A 17,305-nucleotide genomic window follows, 5' to 3' on the forward strand; every position below is an offset into this window, starting at 1 on the left:
AAAGACAGGAGGTTTCCAATGAGAATTACGACGAATGCACTAATACGGAACTATAAAAGTAACTTAAGCAGATCTGTAGACAACTTAAATAGCTCCAGAAATCGTGTTATGACCCAGAGAAGTTTTAACAAGGTTGCTGAAAACCCTGCATCCGCAGCCCGTGCCTCTCAGCTTCATCGAAAGTATTATAAGAATCTGGATAACCTGGATACACTGCAAGATATTCAGTCCCGCCAGGATGGTCAGGAAGATGCTCTCATGCAGGTACTGAATGCCATTAAAACCATCAGTGGGGATTATAATTTACAGGCTATGAGCGGTGACAAGCAACAGCCGGAAGAGCGGAAAACCTTTGCCACTGCTATCCGCCAGTTTCAGCAATCAATGACATTAAGTCTCAACTCCACCTATGAAGATACCTTTTTATTTGCGGGATCTGACGGAAAGAATCCGCCTTTTGTGCTGTCTGAGGACGGGTCCAAGCTTACTTATCGGGGAATTGATGTGAATTTAGAGGCAGTTCATCCCGAATATGATAAACTCACGAAGTTAGCCAAAGATGACTCCCTTTATGTGGATTTAGGTATGGGCCTTTCCCTCGATGGAATCGGCAATGTGGTGCCTTCCAGTGCTTTTGACGTTTCACTTCCAGGAATCAAGGCGATTGGTTTCGGAGTGGATACCGAAGGCTTTAGCAACAACGCGATTATCCTGGCAGGACAGCTGGCAGATGAATTGGAAAAGACCCCATTTGATGTAGATAAATACGGAAAGATGGTAGAGAAGTTTAAATCCTTAGGAACGAATGTATTAAATGAAGTTACTAATCTGGGGGTTAAATCAGAATTTTTAAGCACCACAAAAGATCGTTTGGAAAATAATGATATTTCTCTTCAGGAACAGATGCTGGAGGTGGAAGGAATCGATACTGCGGAAGCTATTACTGATTATATGTGGAATCAATATGCCTACAATGCCGCACTCAAAGTAGGAACTAGTATTTTATCTCCATCTTTTATTGATTTCATGAAATAACTTTGATCGGAGGTGTGTTAAATGGAAGCATTGCTTAGAATTACAACCATACCCATGGAATATGAAATGAAAATTCAAAAAGCGAGGCTGGAATATTCAAGTTCTAAATCTGATGTTACGATGAACAGAGACAGGGGCGGCATGACCATGGAAAACCACCCTATCAAAGTACGCTTAGATACGTACAATGCACGTAATTCAGTTTGTCCTACTACAACAGAAAGTGTGAGGCAGGCGGCTGACAAAGGAAAAGCTGCTGCCTTAGACGCCACGGCTGCATATGCAAAGGAGAGTGCCATGTTGTTAGATCCCAAAATTCCTAATGCCCTCAATCAAATATTCAGCCAAAGGGCCCAGCAGCCTACAGGAGAATTCGGATTACGATTTATCCCCACTACAGGCCCTGATATTGAATGGTCTGACCCAGATCTTTCCATGCAATATCAGATGGATAAATTAAGCTTCGATATAAAAGTATTAAACGGGAATTTCGAATTCATACCAGGAAGCATCGAGATGTCCATTACTCAAATGCCTGATGTAAATATTGAATACATCGGAAAACCCCTTTATGTTCCTCCCAGTGCCGCTAATTTATTTAATCATACTTCAATGGATGTTCTCGCTTAATCCTGTACCCCGGAGGTATTTACAATGGAAATCAACACGCAGTACTTTGGCAAGATCTCCTGTTCAGAAGAAGAGTTTATTCATTTTTCTGATGGACTGTTTGGCTTTGCCGACCTAAAAAATTATGTTCCTCTGGCATTCCAGGAGAACAGTGATGCCTTAATCTGCCTGCAGTCTTTAGATGACTCAAATGTTTCCTTTATCCTTATGAATCCATTTCAGTTTTTTGAAAAATATGAGCCAGGACTATCTCATGAGGATAAAAGGCATCTAAAGACTGAAGGCAGAGAAGATGATATTTCCTATTACGTTATCAGTGTTATTCACAATCCAATGGAAAACAGTACGGTAAATTTAAAGGCTCCTATTGCGGTAAATACTAAAAACCGCGAAGCCAGACAAATTATTTTGGATAATCCCCTCTACCGTTTCCGCCATCCACTCAGGGACTTCATAAAAAAGGGGGATTAGTATGCTGATTCTTCAAAGAAAAAAAGACCAATCCCTTACTATTGGCAACAATATTTCTATCAAAGTTCTTGATATAGGAAATGACTGGGTAAAGCTGGCTATTGATGCACCAAAGGAGGTTTCTATACTTCGCACCGAGCTTTTGGAAGCCGTTTCTGCAAACCAGGAGGCTGCTTCTACTCCTTTAAGCGAAGGCTCTCTCTCCATGATCAAGGATTTCATGAACAAAAAAAACAGCGGAGATACCTGATATTATTTGGGTATATCCGCTGTTTCTTTTTCATGATTCAATTCTTCCGTTTCCCCGTCTTCCTCTTGTTGACCTATCTCTTCTGATTCCTGATTTCTCCTTTTAAAGAGCCGATGAACCCCTTTCTTAAAGGTCAGAAACCCCTTTTCCATTCCATTAACTGCCACCCTTATTCCATACCTCCCAAGACGAAGTGTCCAGAAAAGAGGTAAAAGTATACTGGACTTCTCCAATGCCGGATATATGGTTTCCATATAGGATCGGTCTGGGAACAGCCAGTTTACCAACCGCTTTAATTCTTCTGCCCTTCGATCCCTGGCATAGCAATCTGCAACCTTTGTAATCAAGGGAAGTAACTGTGCGCTGATTTCCCGCCCCTCCGAACCTTTACTGAAAACATAGGACTCCATGGCATCATATATTTCCATATTTTCAATTCCTACTCCAGTCCCCAACCAGCGAAGGATGAGATATTCCAAATGTTCCGCAAACTCTGCTATTTTAAGCTTTTTTAACTGTTCATAAATGTAGGGCCATGTAAAGATCTCTCCGTAGGTCTTATAAAATACCCAAAAATCTATAATCTGGTTCAGACTGATATCTCCCCTGGCATAAGAATCGGTCAGCCGACAAATGAAAAACAAGTACATTTCAGTGGGATTCATCTCTCTGATATGATTAAATCCATTTTTATTCGGCAGTGCACGAAACAAATTTATGTAAAACCTCTGCATGGATTTGCTGAAAAACATAGTTTGATTAAAGCATAAAACTCTGTTTCCGGGAATCTTGTAATATAATTCTCCGTGTACTTCCGTATACTTCTCTTCAAAATCTGCTTCACGAAAGAAAGCCTTAACCGCCAGAGCATCCTTTCTTTTCAAACCGATCTCAACAGATTCCCTACAGCACATTTCTTCAATAGGATAACATTTGACTATATCTGAATAATTTAGAAAAAAACAATTAATTTCCCTTCTTTCAAAAATAGTCTGGATCTGTCTTTCTGCTGAATTAAGACGCTCAATCCGATGAACAGATTCTAAATATTTATCAAAAAAGTGCTGACGGACCGGCTGCGGAATCTCTTCGTCTAAGCCCATAATTCCATAATAGACAACATGTGCCACACGATGATAATCAGCAATCCGGAACAATTTTTCCCAGTTTAAATATCTCAAGGGAGCCGGTGGTTCCTTTTGATTCATGACCGATGACAGTAGTGTCATTAAGTACCGCTCTTCATATCCTTTACTCATTCATTATTCCACCCTTAATCTATAAGAAATTTCCTGCCAGCAGTATGTTATTCACTGTAACATAAATTTCCATTCATATTATATATCGGTTTTTTTTAGACAATCTTAACTTTAACATGTAACTGTTCGATAAATAATATGTAAATGAAACCAATATCACGATTACAGAAAAGGTGAAAGCATTGAACACCATCCATTATATCTTCCTTCGGACTCTATTTTTGACGGGAGTCCCCTTTATAGCCTCCTCGCCTCTTGGTCAGGGCAGCCAGGAAAACACTGCCATTATCTCAAATTTTGCCCAAGACGAGAACCCTGTCTCTTTATCGGCTGATTTTCCTCAGGAAGGCCGGTATGACCTTATGCTGGACAGCGCATGCGGCCCTCTTACTTACTACAATCAGTCTGATACCAGATGGGGAAACTTCCTCTATGGAGGAAAGGATCCTCTCTCCACTTATGGCTGCGGCCCCACGGTCATGGCTATGGTGGTCACAAGTTTTACGGGGAATCAGGTGCTGCCTCCTGATATGGCACAGTGGGCTGCAGCAAATAAGTCCTGGGCTCCTGGTCAGGGGTCTTATCACCGGCTGATTCTGGACAGCGCACTGGCTTATGGTCTAAATGCAACTCCTCTTAAAGACTATACGGTGCAGGGGCTGGAGAATGCATTAAAATCTGGACATTTGATTGTGGCCCTTATGAAAAAGGGACACTTTACCCAAAATGGGCATTTCATTATTCTCACCCATTTTACAGAGAATGGAATGATTAAAATTGCTGATGTAAATGAATATAATAACTCACAGATGGAGTGGGATCCATCTGTTATATTAAAGGAATTGAATTATAGGGCATCAGACGGAGGCCCTCTTTGGATGATAGGGCCCGCTGACTAATGATAATAAGAATCTTTTCCAGACAGCCGCAGGCTTATATGGCGATCCAATTCGATGGTACGTTTTAATGCCAGATGAATATTCTTCCCTTTTTCCACCAGCATTTGTGCTTCAGGAGTGTCAGGATTAACATCAGTGCTTCCTTTCAGCCAAGTCCTTATCTTGGAGACTTCCTCCGGCCGCAGGGCAACTATGAGACAATCTACATTGCTGGTACTTACATCGGCCTTGTCCATCTCCTCCTGGCGCATTCCCAACAGCATTTGGACTAATTCCCGATCATTACGAGACAGAGAATCTCCCATTTCTCGAGTAATACGCTCTATTTCAGTAATGCAATTGTATTTTATCTGCATTTCCTTCAGAATCTCAATCATCATAGCCTTTTCCATGATTACCCTCCTTAATTTATAGAAAAATTTTAAATAGCCGGAGAGAAAGATTTCTCTCCGGCCCTGTTTTTTAACTGCTTAATCTCTGTGCCTCTTTAAAAGCATCTCTCAATTCTACAATTAAAGGTCTAACTTCTGAAATAACCTTTACATTTCTCCCTGCACTGATCCTGCTGAATTCATACAGAAAAAAATCATACATGCGATTCAGCTCATTGCTAATTTCAAAGTCAAAGTTTAAGGTATTTCTTAAATAATGAACAATCTCAACAGAACGTCGCATAGACTGGTCAAAAAGCTCATAATCTTTTTTTTCCAGGGCAAGCTCCGCTCTGGTCAAGCGCTTTAAAACCTCATCATATAGAAGACCAAGCATCTCTCCGGAAGTCATGGTATTTACCGCCTGTGTTTTATAATTCTGATAACCATAAGAATTCATATTGTATACACCGCCAATCCTTTATCAACCGCCCAAAGCGCCCTGCAACCAGCTGCTTTGGGAATTCATCTGTGCGATTACTGTCTCTAAAGATGTAAATTGCTTTACATACCGGTCTGTCTCTACCTTAAGCTGAGCCTGAAGACGTTCAACAAATTTGTCGACTTCATCCATGGACTTTTTAAGAGCATTGGTAAGGATACTGGTAGGCGCATAAGTAGAACCTGCTTTTTCAATTAGGCTTCCCTTTACCGCACCCGTAGTAGAGGCATACTGATCAGTAACCTTCAGCAAGCGAGACGCAAGCCCATCTTCGTTTCCTGTAGCATCTGTTTTTTTGGTAAACAGCTCCTGTATCTTTGATCCAGAAGTTTCAAGACCTGCCCTGAACTTCTCTTCATTGAATACCAAAGCTCCATTATCTGAATAATTGGTACTTTTAGTAATTCCAATGCTTTCCAGAAGTGCCGCATCATCCCCATAGACTCTAAAAGCAGAACGCAGAGCATCAGATAGGCTTCTTAATTCAGGATCACCGAATAACATTCCCTTCTTTGCCTCTTCTTCCCACTTTTCAATTTGCGTGTCTTTCATCTCTTCTTTTTGTTCATCTGTCAAAGGCTCGTATTTCCTGTTCGGTTTGGTAGAAACCTCATCATTGACCAGCTTAACTATGGAATTAAAGTCCTTGATCATATCAGAAACTGCTTTTACAATCTTATCAGAATCTACCTTTGAACTGAAAGTGACAGCATCCTCACTTTTTTCTATGATATTACCGTCTGTTCCATAAGTTCCAAAGGTTCCATTTACAGTGACAGTTAAACCATCCAGATCGAAAGAGTTGGATCCACGGGTCATCTCTACTGCTTGAGAATCACCGTACTTTACGCTGATGACAGCATCTTGTCCCAATACTTTATCGTCTCCTACCAGTTTTCCAGCCAAATCACCAAAGAGCGTTTTATTATCGGCTCTGCCATCAATCTCAATGCTGCCAGATGCGCCCTCTTCCTTTGACACAATGGAAAAACGGTCAGCATTTCTCATATAAGTCACAGTTACACCTGCATCAGAGCTATTAATTGCTGCAATAATTTCACTCATAGTACTTTTATATGTAAGGCCCTCAATGTCTTTTCCGTTGATATTGATGTTAAGTGGAGTGTTCTCATCCGCTGGTACTGTCATACCTTTCTTCTGCGAAAACTCTTTAAAAGTGGCTTCCATTCTCAGACGGTTTCCTTCTCCGGCAACGACATCTATAGCACCGCCTTTTCCGATTACGCCACTGTCAGCAGAAGTAAGAATCAAGTCAGAAGATGAATCCGGAGTTCCATCGGGTTTCACAGTGGAAAATTCCAGCTTATTACCAGCACCTACCTTTACCTCAATTCTTCCTGTCCCGAATTCTTTTGCCAACTTTGTTTTAATATCATCCTTCAGAGCATTTAAATCTGCGATTCCGGTATCTCCTCCATAAGCCAGCTTTATGGTTTTTGTAACGCCATTGTATGAAAAGGTCATCTCCTTTCCATTTATACGATCTTCGAAAGTCTCATGCCTATAGAGTTCTTGAGGCTCCATCTTACTGGCAATTCCAGTGCCAACAACTCCATAATCTAACTTTTCATCTTTCAATTTTTCTGCATCAGCACCAAGGGCCTCTAATGCCGCTCTGCTTCCTCCAACCAAACGGATGGTATGTTCATCGCCAAGGGCTGTAGCCTTAAAATCCAGGGTATAACCAGGATTTTCATAGTTGTTCTCATCTACCTTTGTAGTTATATCACCTGTAACATTTGCCTCGACATAATCAGCAAGTGTCTTTTCTCCTACTACAACCCCTCTTAAGGCTTCATTAATTGCATCCTGAACTCCCTGTCCAGTGGAATAGTCACCGCTTCCCAAACGGACACTAAAGGCTTTATCTCCAATCTTGAAGCTTAAACTCTCTCCTTCTAAATTGTTTACTGCCCATTCCCCATTTACGTCGATGGAGCCAGTTTCCAATTTTCTGGTGCTGACATTCTCTTCAGAGACTACCGAAGCTTTAGAGGCCAGTTGTTTTACCCCCACAACAGAAACAGATTCAGAAGTCTTAGGGCTTCCTGTTACCTGAACATATTTACTGTTGGTTCCGACTGGTGTCACATTGCTTTTAGACCAAAAAGACGGACTGGAAATATTGGTTTCTGGACTCATATAGGAAGTATATTTTCTCGAAAACTCAATCAATTTTGAACTAATGGAACGATAAGCATCCTGTTTCCACTGAAGAGTCTGCTTACTCTTTTGTTGTTTTGCTATTTTTGCCCTTGTTGCGGCTGTCATTCCTTCAATCAGACTGTCTCTGTCCAAGCCACTGGCGAGACCGCCGAAGCCTTTGATGGAAGAAGATAAGCTGCCGCTGGTCACACTATTATATACTGATGCCATATTAAAACTCCTTTCTAAACATACAGACGATTTTATTCTCCAAAATTCGCTTTTTTTCTTGTTTTTGCTATACTTATTTATCGACATATTGTATACTAAAGATAATAGTATTATCTCATTTTACGAATGGAGGAATAGAAGTTGTCAACTGTAATTGCAATTACAAATCAAAAAGGCGGCGTAGGCAAAACCACTACTTCCTGCTCTCTTGCCTGCGGCCTGGCTATGAATAATAAAAGAGTTCTGGCTGTAGATTTGGACCCTCAGGGGAACCTGGGGTTCAGCCTTGGACTGCAGATTGAATCAGGAGCAACCATTTATGAGGTCCTAAAGGGAACCGCCACCTTGCAGGAGGCAATCCGCTCTGTAAAGCGCTGTGATGTGATTTCCTCCAACATCCTATTAAGCGGTGCGGAGCTGGAATTTACAGGCAAGCAGAGAGAATGCATGCTGAAAAACCTTCTCTCCACGGTAGCAGGATATTACGATTATATCATTATCGACACCCCCCCTGCACTAAACATCCTTACCATAAATGCATACGCAGCCTCTGATTACTTAATCATCCCTATGGTGCCCGAAATCTTAAGCCTGATGGGAGTATCCCAGATTAAAGATACCATCAATACCGTCCGTTCTTCCGTTAATCCGGAACTGGTAGTACTTGGCATACTGCTTAATAAATACAATCCCAGAACCCTCCTTTCCCAGGAAGTAAAGGAAATGGCTCAAAAAATTGCTGCTCAGATTGATTCCACAGTGTTTAATGCCCATATCCGGTCCAGTGTCAGTGTGGCGGAAGCTCCTGCCCAGGGAGAAAACCTTCTGGATTATGCTCCCCGGTCTAATCCCGCCCGTGACTACAGGGAATTAGTTGAGGAAGTGCTGGAATTGATTAGGCAGCGAAAAAATTGATAATGCAAGGAGTATTAAATTATGGCCAGAAAAAGCAGTAAAACTGCTCATGTTATGAATCTGTTAGCCGGGGATGATTCTGAATCCCCAAAGGAGGAGGCTGCCAAAGAAAATCTGGCTGCCAGACAAACTTCTGATTCCGCAGAAGCTATTAAAGGGCTGGCCAGCATGAATCAGCCCTCATCCGCACCAACACCTATTTCCATCATCGATATGTCTTCTTCAGCACCCGATCCAGTGGCGGAGCTGATTAAAGAGCAACTGGAAGAGGCAGAGGCGGCTGAAGTTGCCGTGGATGCCTCTGCAGTAGAACCTGAGAAAAAAATCTCAAAAGAGGTTACCCCTGAGAAAGAAGTATCCAAAGAGGTAATTCCTGAGGAAAAGGCTCCCGAAAAACCGCCGGTTCCTTCCTTCCAATACTTAAACGTCATGGAATATATCGTCAAGAATGCAGCTCCACAATACATGAAAGACTTCGAAGTGTGCCTCTGCGATCACTGCACCGCTGATGTGACGGCATTATCCCTGTCTCATCTGCCTCCCAAATACATTGTTGTGGACCGGGATTCTGTGTCTCCGCTTTTGAATTTTTATTCCTCCCGCTTCACCCAGCAGGTGGTGGTGGAATTGACCAAGGCATGCTCTGTTGTAAAAGAAAACCCACACCATTAGGTGTGGGTTTCATGCATGATTGCTTCCGCTTCCTGATATGCACTGCTGCTTATAATTCCATTCCATATTTCGTTTACGGTTTCAACACAATCCATATAGGTCTGTGCCAGCAAACCGGACGGAATGCCTAACTTATCGGAAAGAAGCTTTACTTCCTTCCAATCCGCATTCTCGTAGCTGAGAATGAGTCTGTAAAGGTCTCCGCAAACTCCCTCACGTTTGATTAAGGCATCCTTGATTTCCTGGGCTACCGGAACCTCTTCCAGTATTTCCTCCAATGGTGCATCAATCATGAACTGCAGAGTGGAAAACATTCCCATCATATAAACCTCTGACCGGATAATGGGCAGATCCTCCACATGCTCGGAAAGAGCCATGGCATAATTAGCCCTGAGGAAGGACAGCTTCATCATAGCCTCGAGGGCCTCATCCTTTTCAAAGTCATTGTTAAAGCTTAAGAGATATACCCACTGCTTCAACTGACTGATACCCATGGTCACCAAAGCCTGGCGAATAGAGGATACCCGTCTGCGAAGGGCAAAATAAGCAGAATTTACAATCTTAAGAAGAGCATAGCTTAATGCCGCATCATGGCTTACGATTTCTTCTATCTGCTGAATGTCCGGCTCATCTTTTGAGACTTCCACAACAAGCTGGAAGAAGTTTCCTTCCAGGAATTCCATACGATTTACCTTATTGGCCATGGCCTCTGCCACATAGCTGCCTTCTGCAAAATCTGCACCGACTTCCATAGCCAGCTCGTAATCCTCTTTGGTATTAACTCCGGTTGCAATGCACTTCTTATCAAAGCCTTTCATGGTATTGATAAGGTTATTTAAGGAAACACGCTCTCTTCCCTCATGTTTGTTGCTTACATCTACCTTTATGTATGTGACAAAGTCCAGCATGGTAAAATATTTTGGAGAAAACTGAAAATCATTGATAGCAAATATGTAGCCTTCAGTACGGTATTTTTTAATGATTGTAGGAGATAATGGATGGATCATCACATGATCTTCAATCTGGATAACCAGCTTATCTTTGTCAAAAATCTTCGGTGTATTTCTGAACAGCAAAGAAGGAGTGAAAGTTACAAATGTCAGTTTATCTTGAAAAATTCTCTCCGTGTTCTGCATCAGGAAGCCTGCAATGGTATCTGCTGCTGCCACATCGGAGCTGCTGTAGAGGGAATCATAATCCTTCTGGAATAGTACCTCATAGCCGATAATTTTGTCCTCCTTCAGTGCCTTAATGGGCTGCCGGGTGACATATCTGTCCATTTTCTACCTCCTTTCAAGCAAATGATCAATTACTTCCACCAGATGTCCGATTTCCGGTTTTGACAGCTGTTCGTTTGCACCCAGCTGTTTGCCTTTAATCATTAATTCCTGATTGATCATGGAAGAGAAGATAACAAGGGGGATGTGCTTTAATTGCTTATCCTCCTTCACCAGCTTTGTCAGGTGGTGTCCATCCATTTCCGGCATCTCAATATCCGTAATAATCAAACTCACCTTATCAGCAAAATCTGAATCATTTCTGATCTCGTTTAAATAATCCCACGCTTCCTGACCGTTGTTTTTAAAAGTCAGGTTTTCATAGCCTGCCTTTTTGAGAGAAGCTTCAATCATCTTTGTCAAAAGAATGGAGTCTTCGGCAATCAGAATGGGACTGTCAATTCTTTCCCTTTGACCAAGTCTGGATATTTCATCTAACTGGATTCCTGTCTCCGGAGCTATCTCTGCCACGATTTTTTCAAAATCCAGAATAGTTACTAAATCCTTTCCGCACTGGGCAATGCCGGTTGCCACGCCTTCTTCTCCACGGCTGATGGTATCATCCGGCTTCTGAATATCCTTCCAGGAGATGCGGCTGATGCCCACAACGCTGTGTACACGGAAAGCAATGTGCAGCTTATTAAAATTGGTAACAATGAATAAGTCCTTTGGCTGCTGTTCTGTTGCACTTCCGGTTAAATAGTGAGGAAGGTCAATGACCGTGAGAAGAATATCTCTGGGTTTAAAAATCCCCTCTACAGAAGGATGAGCATGAGGAATGGGCTTCACCTTATCTGACATCATGATTTCCCGGACTTTGGCCACATTAATACCGTATAATTCACCGTAAATCGTAAATTCCATTATTTCAATCTCATTGGTTCCTGATTCTAACAAAATATCTGTTTCTGCCATAGTTCTTCTCCTTTGTCCCAATATAATCAGCAAAAACATCTGCTTACTGAAATATCGGCATATTTCTTCCGATTCATAATATTTATAAATCAATTTCCGCTCTGCCGTAGGTTCTGATCCTGACTCTTCCCGTACTCACATCAAAAGACATGGTCCTGGCGTAATTTTCTCCCACATCGGAAGCCGCAAGACGGATTCCCTGTGAATGGAGAATATGTCTTACACTGACAACATTGCGGGCTCCGATGTTGCCAAGGGTGCTGTTTCCCTGCAGTTCGAACATCTTGGCTCCCCCGGCAATCTTGGCAATCAGCCTGGCCTTTCTGGCTCCCATGATTTCTATTTTCCGGAGGGTCTCAGCCAGTCCGGTATCGGCGTATTTAAATATGTTTCCGTCTCCTACACCATATACCTCAGGAAGCATGATATGGACCAAAGCTCCCAGCTTAATCATGGGGTCGTACAAGCTGATCCCAACACAGGAACCGAGAGCATAAGTGATCAGAACTCCCTCCTGCCGCGCGAACTTCATATCTGCGATTCCAACCGTCAGCTTTTTATCCATTACTTATCCCCAGCTTTTCCATTAAAAAGTTCAGTGACTGAATTTCCGGCATCATCAGAAGGTCACTGTGAAGCACGTTCCCACCTATAATAAACTGGCCGCTGATCATCATCATCTTATCTGTTTGATAGCCAAACTCCACCATAGGCACACTTAAGATTCCACCCAGCATGTTCACCGCTGTATCCGGGACAGATAAGTTGATGGTCACATCGCTGAGAGTGGACATTGCATTGACGTAAGAAGATATGATAATATTTCCGACCTCCTCCAGGGCGGAGGTTTCCAGAACATTCAGTTGATAATAGTCTTCAATTTTTTGCTGCATCAGGCTGGATAAGACCTCATTGATAAAATCCAGCTTCAGGATAAAAAGCATCAGTCCGTTGATCTCTCCTGACATCTTTACCAGTATGGCAGCCACAATTTCCTCAGGATCTCCGAGAAACTTAATGGCATCATTGTAGCCAAGAATCTGCACGTTGGGAAGCGTCATCCGCACAGTCTTCCCCAGCATGGAGGATAGAGCCGTAGCTGAATTACCAGTTCCTATGCTGCCTATCTCACGGATCAGATCTAACCCCAATCCATTCATTTCATCGTAGCGTGTTATCTTCATGACACCGATCTCCTTCCTATGTGGTCACCTATCCCTGACGAAGTGTGTTGATGGTGGCCTCCACCTCTTCAGAGGTCTGTACCATTCTGAGAGAGTAGGAATAGGCTCTCTGGGCTTCCATCATTTTAGTCATTTCTTTTGCAAAGTCTGTGCCCGACACCTCCATGGCACCTTTTATCACCTTTGCCTGTTCAAGGAGAATAGGTGCTCCGTTTTTTTCGGTCACAGCAAATTCGTTATTTCCTACGCTTTCGATTCCATCTCTTCTTATAAAGGTATATATGCCTATGGCCTTGGGATCGTGGGCGCCTTCTTCAAGCTCCTCTTCCTCTTCTTCCTCTATTTCGTCCTCCTGTCCAGGGTAAACGGCAGGCTTGACATCATAGGAAATCTCCTCCTGATCCATGTTCAGGACTCTTTTTCCGGAAGTGTTTACCAGATAAAACTGGTCCTCTAACTGGGAAAGCTGGAAGCGTCCGTCCCTTGAATATGTAATGTCTCCTGTGGCAGGATCTCTCAGCATAAAAAAGCCTTCCCCTGCTATGGCATGGTCATATTCAAGGCCGGTTTCCCTGTAGGGCATATCAGTCATATCGGTTTTTGTATAGTCCATTCTGACTCCGCTGCCTGTTTTAGCCGCATCTCCCCCCTCTGTACTCCTTGTCTGGGAATAAATCAGGTCGGAAAACACGCTGTACTGAGGCTTAAAGCCCGATGTATTCACATTGGCAATATTGCTGGACACCACGTTCAGCTTTGCCTGATTACTTAAGGCGCCTAAAGCGCCGATATAAAAAGACTGGTTCATCTTACTCTTCCCCCTATACTCTTCCTATGTCATTGGAAACCTTGCTCATGAGCTGGTCATATATCCGAAGCACCTGAGCCGCACTCTGGGAGGCTCTCTGGCTTGTAATCATCTGCGTCATCTCTTCAATGGGATTGATATTGGATCGTTCCAATGCCTTCCACATAATTCCACCGTCTGCTGCTGTTCCTTCCGCTGCAGTGGTAAAGGAGCCGTTATCGCCCTTTACTAGCTGGCTGTAATCGGCAAAGTCCACAACTCTGATTTTACCCAGAAGAACCGGCTCCTGCTCCTCGCTGGTCTCTCCGTCTTCCCCGGCTCCAAGCCCCTTGATAGGGACCTCGTAAATATTGCCGTCTTTATCCACAGTAATGTGATCGGAAGAAAGCTCAATGGGGTTTCCATCTTCTCCAAGAACCCTTCCTAATGAGGGAATGGAAAGGTATCCTTCGTCATCAATGGTAAAAGAACCGTTTCTGGTATAAACCTGGTTTCCTGCAAAATCCCGAACGGCAAAGAACCCTGGTTTTGTCAGGGCAAAGTCTAAGTTTCCTCCGGTCTCCTCCACTGCTCCCTGATCATGGCTGGTCACGGTGCTTCTGGAAGCACGTATCATGGATACGGCCCCTAACTGAGCAGCATTGTCTTTATCACGGTTTCCGGTGCGGTATAACATCTCATCCCGGAAGGTGGTGCTGACCATACGGTCAGGTTTAAAGCCCGCTGTTCCGCTGTTGACCATATTGTTTCCGATTACATTTAAGTTCCTGGTCTGATACAGAATTCCTGAAGCCAGATTGTAAAATCCATGAAACATATCTTTTCTCCCTTCCTACTTCCCATCTATGAAATTAGTCAGATGCAGCCTGAGCTTTTGAATCGCATTGGAGTGAATCTGTGAGATTCTGGGCTCGCTAACGCTCATGACATGTGCAATCTCCTTCATATTTAATTCGTCCATATAGTACAGTGAAATAACCTTTTGTTCGTTTTCTTTTAAATTATTTATGGCAGAAACCAGAACCTCTTTAAACTCTTCCTGCAGATAATGGTCTTCAGGCTGGTCATCTTCATTTATAGAGGGAAGCTGCACCATCTTTTTATTGTCACTTCCCGCCTCCAGAACCATGTCTAAGGAAAGGACGCTGTAAACATTGGACTTGCCAAGGGTTTCCTGGTACTTTTCCAGACTTATATTCATGTGATCCGCAGTTTCCTGCGGAGTGGGAAACCGGCCTAAGCGGTTGCATAGTTCTGTGACAGCATTGTCCATCTCTTTTGCATTTTTCCTTACGCTTCTGGGAATCCAGTCCTGCTTTCTCGCCATATCAATGATCATTCCGCGAATCCGCTTGGAAATATAGGTTTCGAATTTTACATTCAAGTCAGGGTCAAACTTTTCAATGCCGTTCATAATGGTCAGCACCCCTTCATTGACGATATCCTCCACCTGGGCAAAGCTTAAGTAGACATCACGCATCTGAATGGATATACTTCTCACCATGTTCATATACCGCATCACCAGTTCATGCTTAATCGTGATATCTTTTGTATGCTTATATTTAATTAATAGCTCTTCATTGGTATATTGGCTTAAATCCTGTTCCATTTCGACTAACACTGCCTTTCTGACACAAAGAACGGTCAAAGGGTAATATTTCCGATTGCCTGGATCTGAATATTATTTGCAATCTCATTAAAGGAAAGGACATATACATTGGGATAGAACTGTTCTACTAAACGGTAGAAATACAGTCTGACTACCTGGCTGGTGAGAATCACCGGCTTTTGTTCCAGATCCGCAAATTTTTTCATCTGTTCCCCCATCTGTCCGATCACAGACTGCATCACATCCGGACTGAGAGCCAGATAGATGCCTTGTTCTCCTTTTGCCATACTGCTGATAATATTTTTCTCCAGTTCCGCATCCAGGGTGAGCACCTTCATCTGTCCGCCTTCGCAGAACATTCTGGTGATAGTTCTCTTTAAAGAGATTCGGATATTTTCTGTAATCATATCCATATCCCTGGTGGTAGGAATCGAATCTGCTATGGTACCCAGAATCGTTTCCATATCTTTGATGGGAACACCTTCTTTCAGAAGATTAATAAGAATCTTCTGGAGGCCGCCGTAAGTGAGCTGTCCCGGCATCAGTTCATCCACCAGCTCCGGTGTTTGCTTCCTCACATTTTCCAGGAGCTGCATAACCTCCTGGCGTCCTAACAGCTCAAAAGAGTGCTGCCTGATGGTCTCAGATAAATGGGTCAGCATAACGGAGAGAGGATCAATAACGGTGTAACCGTAAATTTCCGCCATCTCCTTGTTTTCAGGCCTGATCCACTTACTTGGAATTCCGTAAGCCGGCTCCACGGTTTCAATTCCGTCTACCTCGCCGGAAAGGCCCGGGGGCTCTAAAGCCAGATAATAATCTACCAGGATTTCTCCTCTGGCTACCTCTTCCCCTCTGATCTTTATAACATATTGATTGGTATTTAAACTGGAACTGTCCCTCAGTCTGACGGAAGGAATGACAAGTCCCATGTCCTGAGCATACTGTCTTCTGAAAATGACGATCCGGTTGATCATCTTGCCTCCGCTGCTCTCATCGATCAGAGGGATCAGGCTGTAACCGAATTCCATCTCAATGGGTTCAACATTGATGAGGGCATAGACATTGTTCACGTCACGGTAGTAGGCTTCTTCATTGGCACCGATCTCCGGCGCTTCTTCAGCCATTGCCATGGTGGCAGCCAGTTCCTGGGGACCGATAGCAGATAAACGGACTTTCTGACCCAGCTGATAGCCTGCGGCAATAAGAATCACCGCCATAACTGCAAGCTGAACCTTGGGCATTCCAGGTACCAGCATCAGCACCATCATAACAACACCAGTGAGCATAATCGCTCTCGGCTGAGCCATGAACTGACCCGATACATCTTCATTCAAGGTGCCTTCTGATACGGCTCTGGTCACCACCATACCGGTAGCAGTTGCAATTAACAGTGCGGGAACCTGGGAAACAAGTCCGTCACCTACTGTTGCAATGGAATAAATGGACATTACTTCGCCAAATTCCAGGTTTGACTGCACCATACCGATAATTGCACCGCCGATAAAGTTAATGGCAGTGGTGATCAGGGACATGATGGCATCTCCCTTTACAAACTTGGTAGCACCATCCATGGCTCCGTAAAAGTCCGCTTCCTTCTGAACCTTGTACCTTCTCATCTTTGCTTCCTGCTCGTTAATCAGGCCGGAGCTTAAGTCCGCATCAATCGCCATCTGTTTACCAGGCATAGCGTCCAGGGTAAATCTGGCTGCAACCTCTGATACACGTTCCGTACCTTTCGTAATAACCAGGAAGTTTACTAAAACAATAATAAGGAATATAATAAAACCGACAACCACATTTCCCTGCAGAACGAAGTCACCGAAAGCCTTGATCACCTGACCGGAAGACCCCTGGTTTGACAGAATGTTTCTTGTAGAGGATACGTTTAATCCCAATCGAAACAGGGTCGTCACCAAAAGCAGGGCAGGGAAGATGGAAAATTCCAAAGGCTCCTTTATGTTCATGGTTATCAGCAGGATAATCATGGAAAGGGCAATATTTATAATAATCATTACATCCATAAAAAACGGAGGCAATGGAATAATCAATAGAAGTACGATCATAATGACAAATACTACTACAGAATTTTTCAGTAATGTCTTCATTCT

At 43.2% G+C, this 17,305-nt stretch carries 19 protein-coding genes; 7 read left to right on the forward strand and 12 right to left on the reverse strand.

All coding sequences use genetic code 11. The annotated features are described in order from the left end of the window. Window positions 1–18: 18 nt before the first annotated feature. From V7M78_RS14410 to V7M78_RS14425, 4 genes are read left to right on the forward strand one after another with little or no spacing between them, the layout of a single operon-like run. On the forward strand, window positions 19–1,035 hold the full coding sequence (locus V7M78_RS14410; protein WP_333650735.1) for a flagellin N-terminal helical domain-containing protein: 1,017 nt from the start codon (window positions 19–21) through the stop codon (window positions 1,033–1,035). Between the two features lie 21 nt (window positions 1,036–1,056). Further along, on the forward strand, window positions 1,057–1,665 hold the full coding sequence (locus tag V7M78_RS14415; protein WP_333650737.1) for a DUF6470 family protein: 609 nt from the start codon (window positions 1,057–1,059) through the stop codon (window positions 1,663–1,665). Window positions 1,666–1,689: 24 nt separating this feature from the next. Then, a complete protein-coding gene (gene fliW / locus V7M78_RS14420) occupies window positions 1,690–2,136 on the forward strand; it encodes a flagellar assembly protein FliW (RefSeq protein WP_333650740.1) in 447 nt (148 codons plus the stop codon). A 1-nt stretch (window position 2,137) separates the two neighbouring features. Beyond that, window positions 2,138–2,386: a carbon storage regulator gene (locus V7M78_RS14425; RefSeq protein ID WP_333650742.1), complete on the forward strand. Its 249-nt coding sequence runs from the start codon at window positions 2,138–2,140 to the stop codon at window positions 2,384–2,386. A gap of 2 nt (window positions 2,387–2,388) precedes the next feature. Here V7M78_RS14425 and V7M78_RS14430 read toward each other — a convergent pair whose 3' ends face one another. Further along, a complete protein-coding gene (locus V7M78_RS14430) occupies window positions 2,389–3,645 on the reverse strand; it encodes a nucleotidyltransferase domain-containing protein (RefSeq protein WP_333650744.1) in 1,257 nt (418 codons plus the stop codon). A gap of 182 nt (window positions 3,646–3,827) precedes the next feature. On the opposite strand from V7M78_RS14430, the gene V7M78_RS14435 reads away from it, so the two are divergent. After that, window positions 3,828–4,544 (forward strand): C39 family peptidase, encoded by a 717-nt coding sequence (locus V7M78_RS14435; RefSeq protein ID WP_333650746.1) that lies wholly within the window; start codon window positions 3,828–3,830, stop codon window positions 4,542–4,544. Here the strand turns inward: V7M78_RS14435 and V7M78_RS14440 are convergent. The 3 genes from V7M78_RS14440 to fliD form a co-directional block, all read right to left on the reverse strand. Beyond that, window positions 4,541–4,936: a hypothetical protein gene (locus V7M78_RS14440; RefSeq protein ID WP_333650748.1), complete on the reverse strand. Its 396-nt coding sequence runs from the start codon at window positions 4,934–4,936 to the stop codon at window positions 4,541–4,543. The genes V7M78_RS14435 and V7M78_RS14440 overlap by 4 nt on opposite strands. A gap of 70 nt (window positions 4,937–5,006) precedes the next feature. Next, window positions 5,007–5,375, reverse strand: coding sequence for a flagellar export chaperone FliS (fliS, locus tag V7M78_RS14445; RefSeq protein WP_333650750.1), 369 nt, complete (start codon window positions 5,373–5,375; stop codon window positions 5,007–5,009). A 24-nt stretch (window positions 5,376–5,399) separates the two neighbouring features. Further along, window positions 5,400–7,814, reverse strand: a complete 2,415-nt coding sequence (gene fliD / locus V7M78_RS14450) for a flagellar filament capping protein FliD (RefSeq protein WP_333650752.1) — start codon at window positions 7,812–7,814, stop codon at window positions 5,400–5,402. 141 nt (window positions 7,815–7,955) lie between these two features. On the opposite strand from fliD, the gene V7M78_RS14455 reads away from it, so the two are divergent. Beyond that, window positions 7,956–8,729 (forward strand): ParA family protein, encoded by a 774-nt coding sequence (locus V7M78_RS14455; protein WP_333650754.1) that lies wholly within the window; start codon window positions 7,956–7,958, stop codon window positions 8,727–8,729. Window positions 8,730–8,750: 21 nt separating this feature from the next. Beyond that, complete coding sequence (locus V7M78_RS14460) at window positions 8,751–9,401, forward strand: late competence development ComFB family protein (RefSeq protein ID WP_333650756.1); 651 nt, start codon at window positions 8,751–8,753, stop codon at window positions 9,399–9,401. On the opposite strand, the gene V7M78_RS14465 is transcribed toward V7M78_RS14460, so the two are convergent. The 8 genes from V7M78_RS14465 to flhA form a co-directional block, all read right to left on the reverse strand. Beyond that, the gene (locus V7M78_RS14465) at window positions 9,398–10,681 is read right to left on the reverse strand and encodes an EAL and HDOD domain-containing protein (RefSeq protein WP_333650758.1); all 1,284 of its coding nucleotides are present in this window, start codon (window positions 10,679–10,681) and stop codon (window positions 9,398–9,400) included. The genes V7M78_RS14460 and V7M78_RS14465 overlap by 4 nt on opposite strands. Before the next feature lie 3 nt (window positions 10,682–10,684). Continuing rightward, window positions 10,685–11,593 carry a chemotaxis protein gene (locus V7M78_RS14470; RefSeq protein WP_333650760.1) on the reverse strand — a complete coding sequence of 303 codons (909 nt, stop codon included), beginning with the start codon at window positions 11,591–11,593 and terminating at the stop codon, window positions 10,685–10,687. A gap of 82 nt (window positions 11,594–11,675) precedes the next feature. Further along, window positions 11,676–12,158: a chemotaxis protein CheD gene (locus tag V7M78_RS14475; RefSeq protein ID WP_333650762.1), complete on the reverse strand. Its 483-nt coding sequence runs from the start codon at window positions 12,156–12,158 to the stop codon at window positions 11,676–11,678. Continuing rightward, window positions 12,151–12,777 (reverse strand): chemotaxis protein CheC, encoded by a 627-nt coding sequence (locus V7M78_RS14480; RefSeq protein WP_333650764.1) that lies wholly within the window; start codon window positions 12,775–12,777, stop codon window positions 12,151–12,153. The genes V7M78_RS14475 and V7M78_RS14480 overlap by 8 nt, the downstream gene beginning before the upstream one ends. 28 nt (window positions 12,778–12,805) lie before the next feature. Continuing rightward, window positions 12,806–13,585 carry a flagellar hook-basal body protein gene (locus tag V7M78_RS14485; RefSeq protein WP_333650766.1) on the reverse strand — a complete coding sequence of 260 codons (780 nt, stop codon included), beginning with the start codon at window positions 13,583–13,585 and terminating at the stop codon, window positions 12,806–12,808. 13 nt (window positions 13,586–13,598) lie between these two features. Next, entirely contained in the window at window positions 13,599–14,402 is an 804-nt protein-coding gene (locus V7M78_RS14490) for a flagellar hook-basal body protein (protein WP_333650768.1), read from the reverse strand. A gap of 15 nt (window positions 14,403–14,417) precedes the next feature. Then, window positions 14,418–15,194 (reverse strand): sigma-70 family RNA polymerase sigma factor, encoded by a 777-nt coding sequence (locus V7M78_RS14495; protein WP_333650770.1) that lies wholly within the window; start codon window positions 15,192–15,194, stop codon window positions 14,418–14,420. Between the two features lie 35 nt (window positions 15,195–15,229). After that, a complete protein-coding gene (gene flhA / locus V7M78_RS14500; RefSeq protein WP_333650772.1) occupies window positions 15,230–17,302 on the reverse strand; it encodes a flagellar biosynthesis protein FlhA in 2,073 nt (690 codons plus the stop codon). Between the last annotated feature and the right edge of the window lie 3 nt (window positions 17,303–17,305).

The organism is Lacrimispora sp. (assembly GCF_036758025.1).
In the GTDB taxonomy this organism is placed as follows: domain Bacteria; phylum Bacillota; class Clostridia; order Lachnospirales; family Lachnospiraceae; genus Lacrimispora.

Bases quoted from the DNA above. Each gene is read 5' to 3' on its own strand.
- V7M78_RS14410 (WP_333650735.1), top strand. From the start codon at position 19: ATGAGAATTACGACGAATGCACTAATACGGAACTATAAAAGTAACTTA.
- V7M78_RS14415 (WP_333650737.1), top strand. From the start codon at position 1,057: ATGGAAGCATTGCTTAGAATTACAACCATACCCATGGAATATGAAATG.
- fliW (WP_333650740.1), top strand. From the start codon at position 1,690: ATGGAAATCAACACGCAGTACTTTGGCAAGATCTCCTGTTCAGAAGAA.
- V7M78_RS14425 (WP_333650742.1), top strand. From the start codon at position 2,138: ATGCTGATTCTTCAAAGAAAAAAAGACCAATCCCTTACTATTGGCAAC.
- V7M78_RS14430 (WP_333650744.1), bottom strand. From the start codon at position 3,645: ATGAGTAAAGGATATGAAGAGCGGTACTTAATGACACTACTGTCATCG.
- V7M78_RS14440 (WP_333650748.1), bottom strand. From the start codon at position 4,936: ATGGAAAAGGCTATGATGATTGAGATTCTGAAGGAAATGCAGATAAAA.
- fliS (WP_333650750.1), bottom strand. From the start codon at position 5,375: ATGAATTCTTATGGTTATCAGAATTATAAAACACAGGCGGTAAATACC.
- fliD (WP_333650752.1), bottom strand. From the start codon at position 7,814: ATGGCATCAGTATATAATAGTGTGACCAGCGGCAGCTTATCTTCTTCC.
- V7M78_RS14460 (WP_333650756.1), top strand. From the start codon at position 8,751: ATGGCCAGAAAAAGCAGTAAAACTGCTCATGTTATGAATCTGTTAGCC.
- V7M78_RS14465 (WP_333650758.1), bottom strand. From the start codon at position 10,681: ATGGACAGATATGTCACCCGGCAGCCCATTAAGGCACTGAAGGAGGAC.
- V7M78_RS14470 (WP_333650760.1), bottom strand. From the start codon at position 11,593: ATGGCAGAAACAGATATTTTGTTAGAATCAGGAACCAATGAGATTGAA.
- V7M78_RS14475 (WP_333650762.1), bottom strand. From the start codon at position 12,158: ATGGATAAAAAGCTGACGGTTGGAATCGCAGATATGAAGTTCGCGCGG.
- V7M78_RS14480 (WP_333650764.1), bottom strand. From the start codon at position 12,777: ATGAAGATAACACGCTACGATGAAATGAATGGATTGGGGTTAGATCTG.
- V7M78_RS14485 (WP_333650766.1), bottom strand. From the start codon at position 13,585: ATGAACCAGTCTTTTTATATCGGCGCTTTAGGCGCCTTAAGTAATCAG.
- V7M78_RS14490 (WP_333650768.1), bottom strand. From the start codon at position 14,402: ATGTTTCATGGATTTTACAATCTGGCTTCAGGAATTCTGTATCAGACC.
- V7M78_RS14495 (WP_333650770.1), bottom strand. From the start codon at position 15,194: ATGGAACAGGATTTAAGCCAATATACCAATGAAGAGCTATTAATTAAA.
- flhA (WP_333650772.1), bottom strand. From the start codon at position 17,302: ATGAAGACATTACTGAAAAATTCTGTAGTAGTATTTGTCATTATGATC.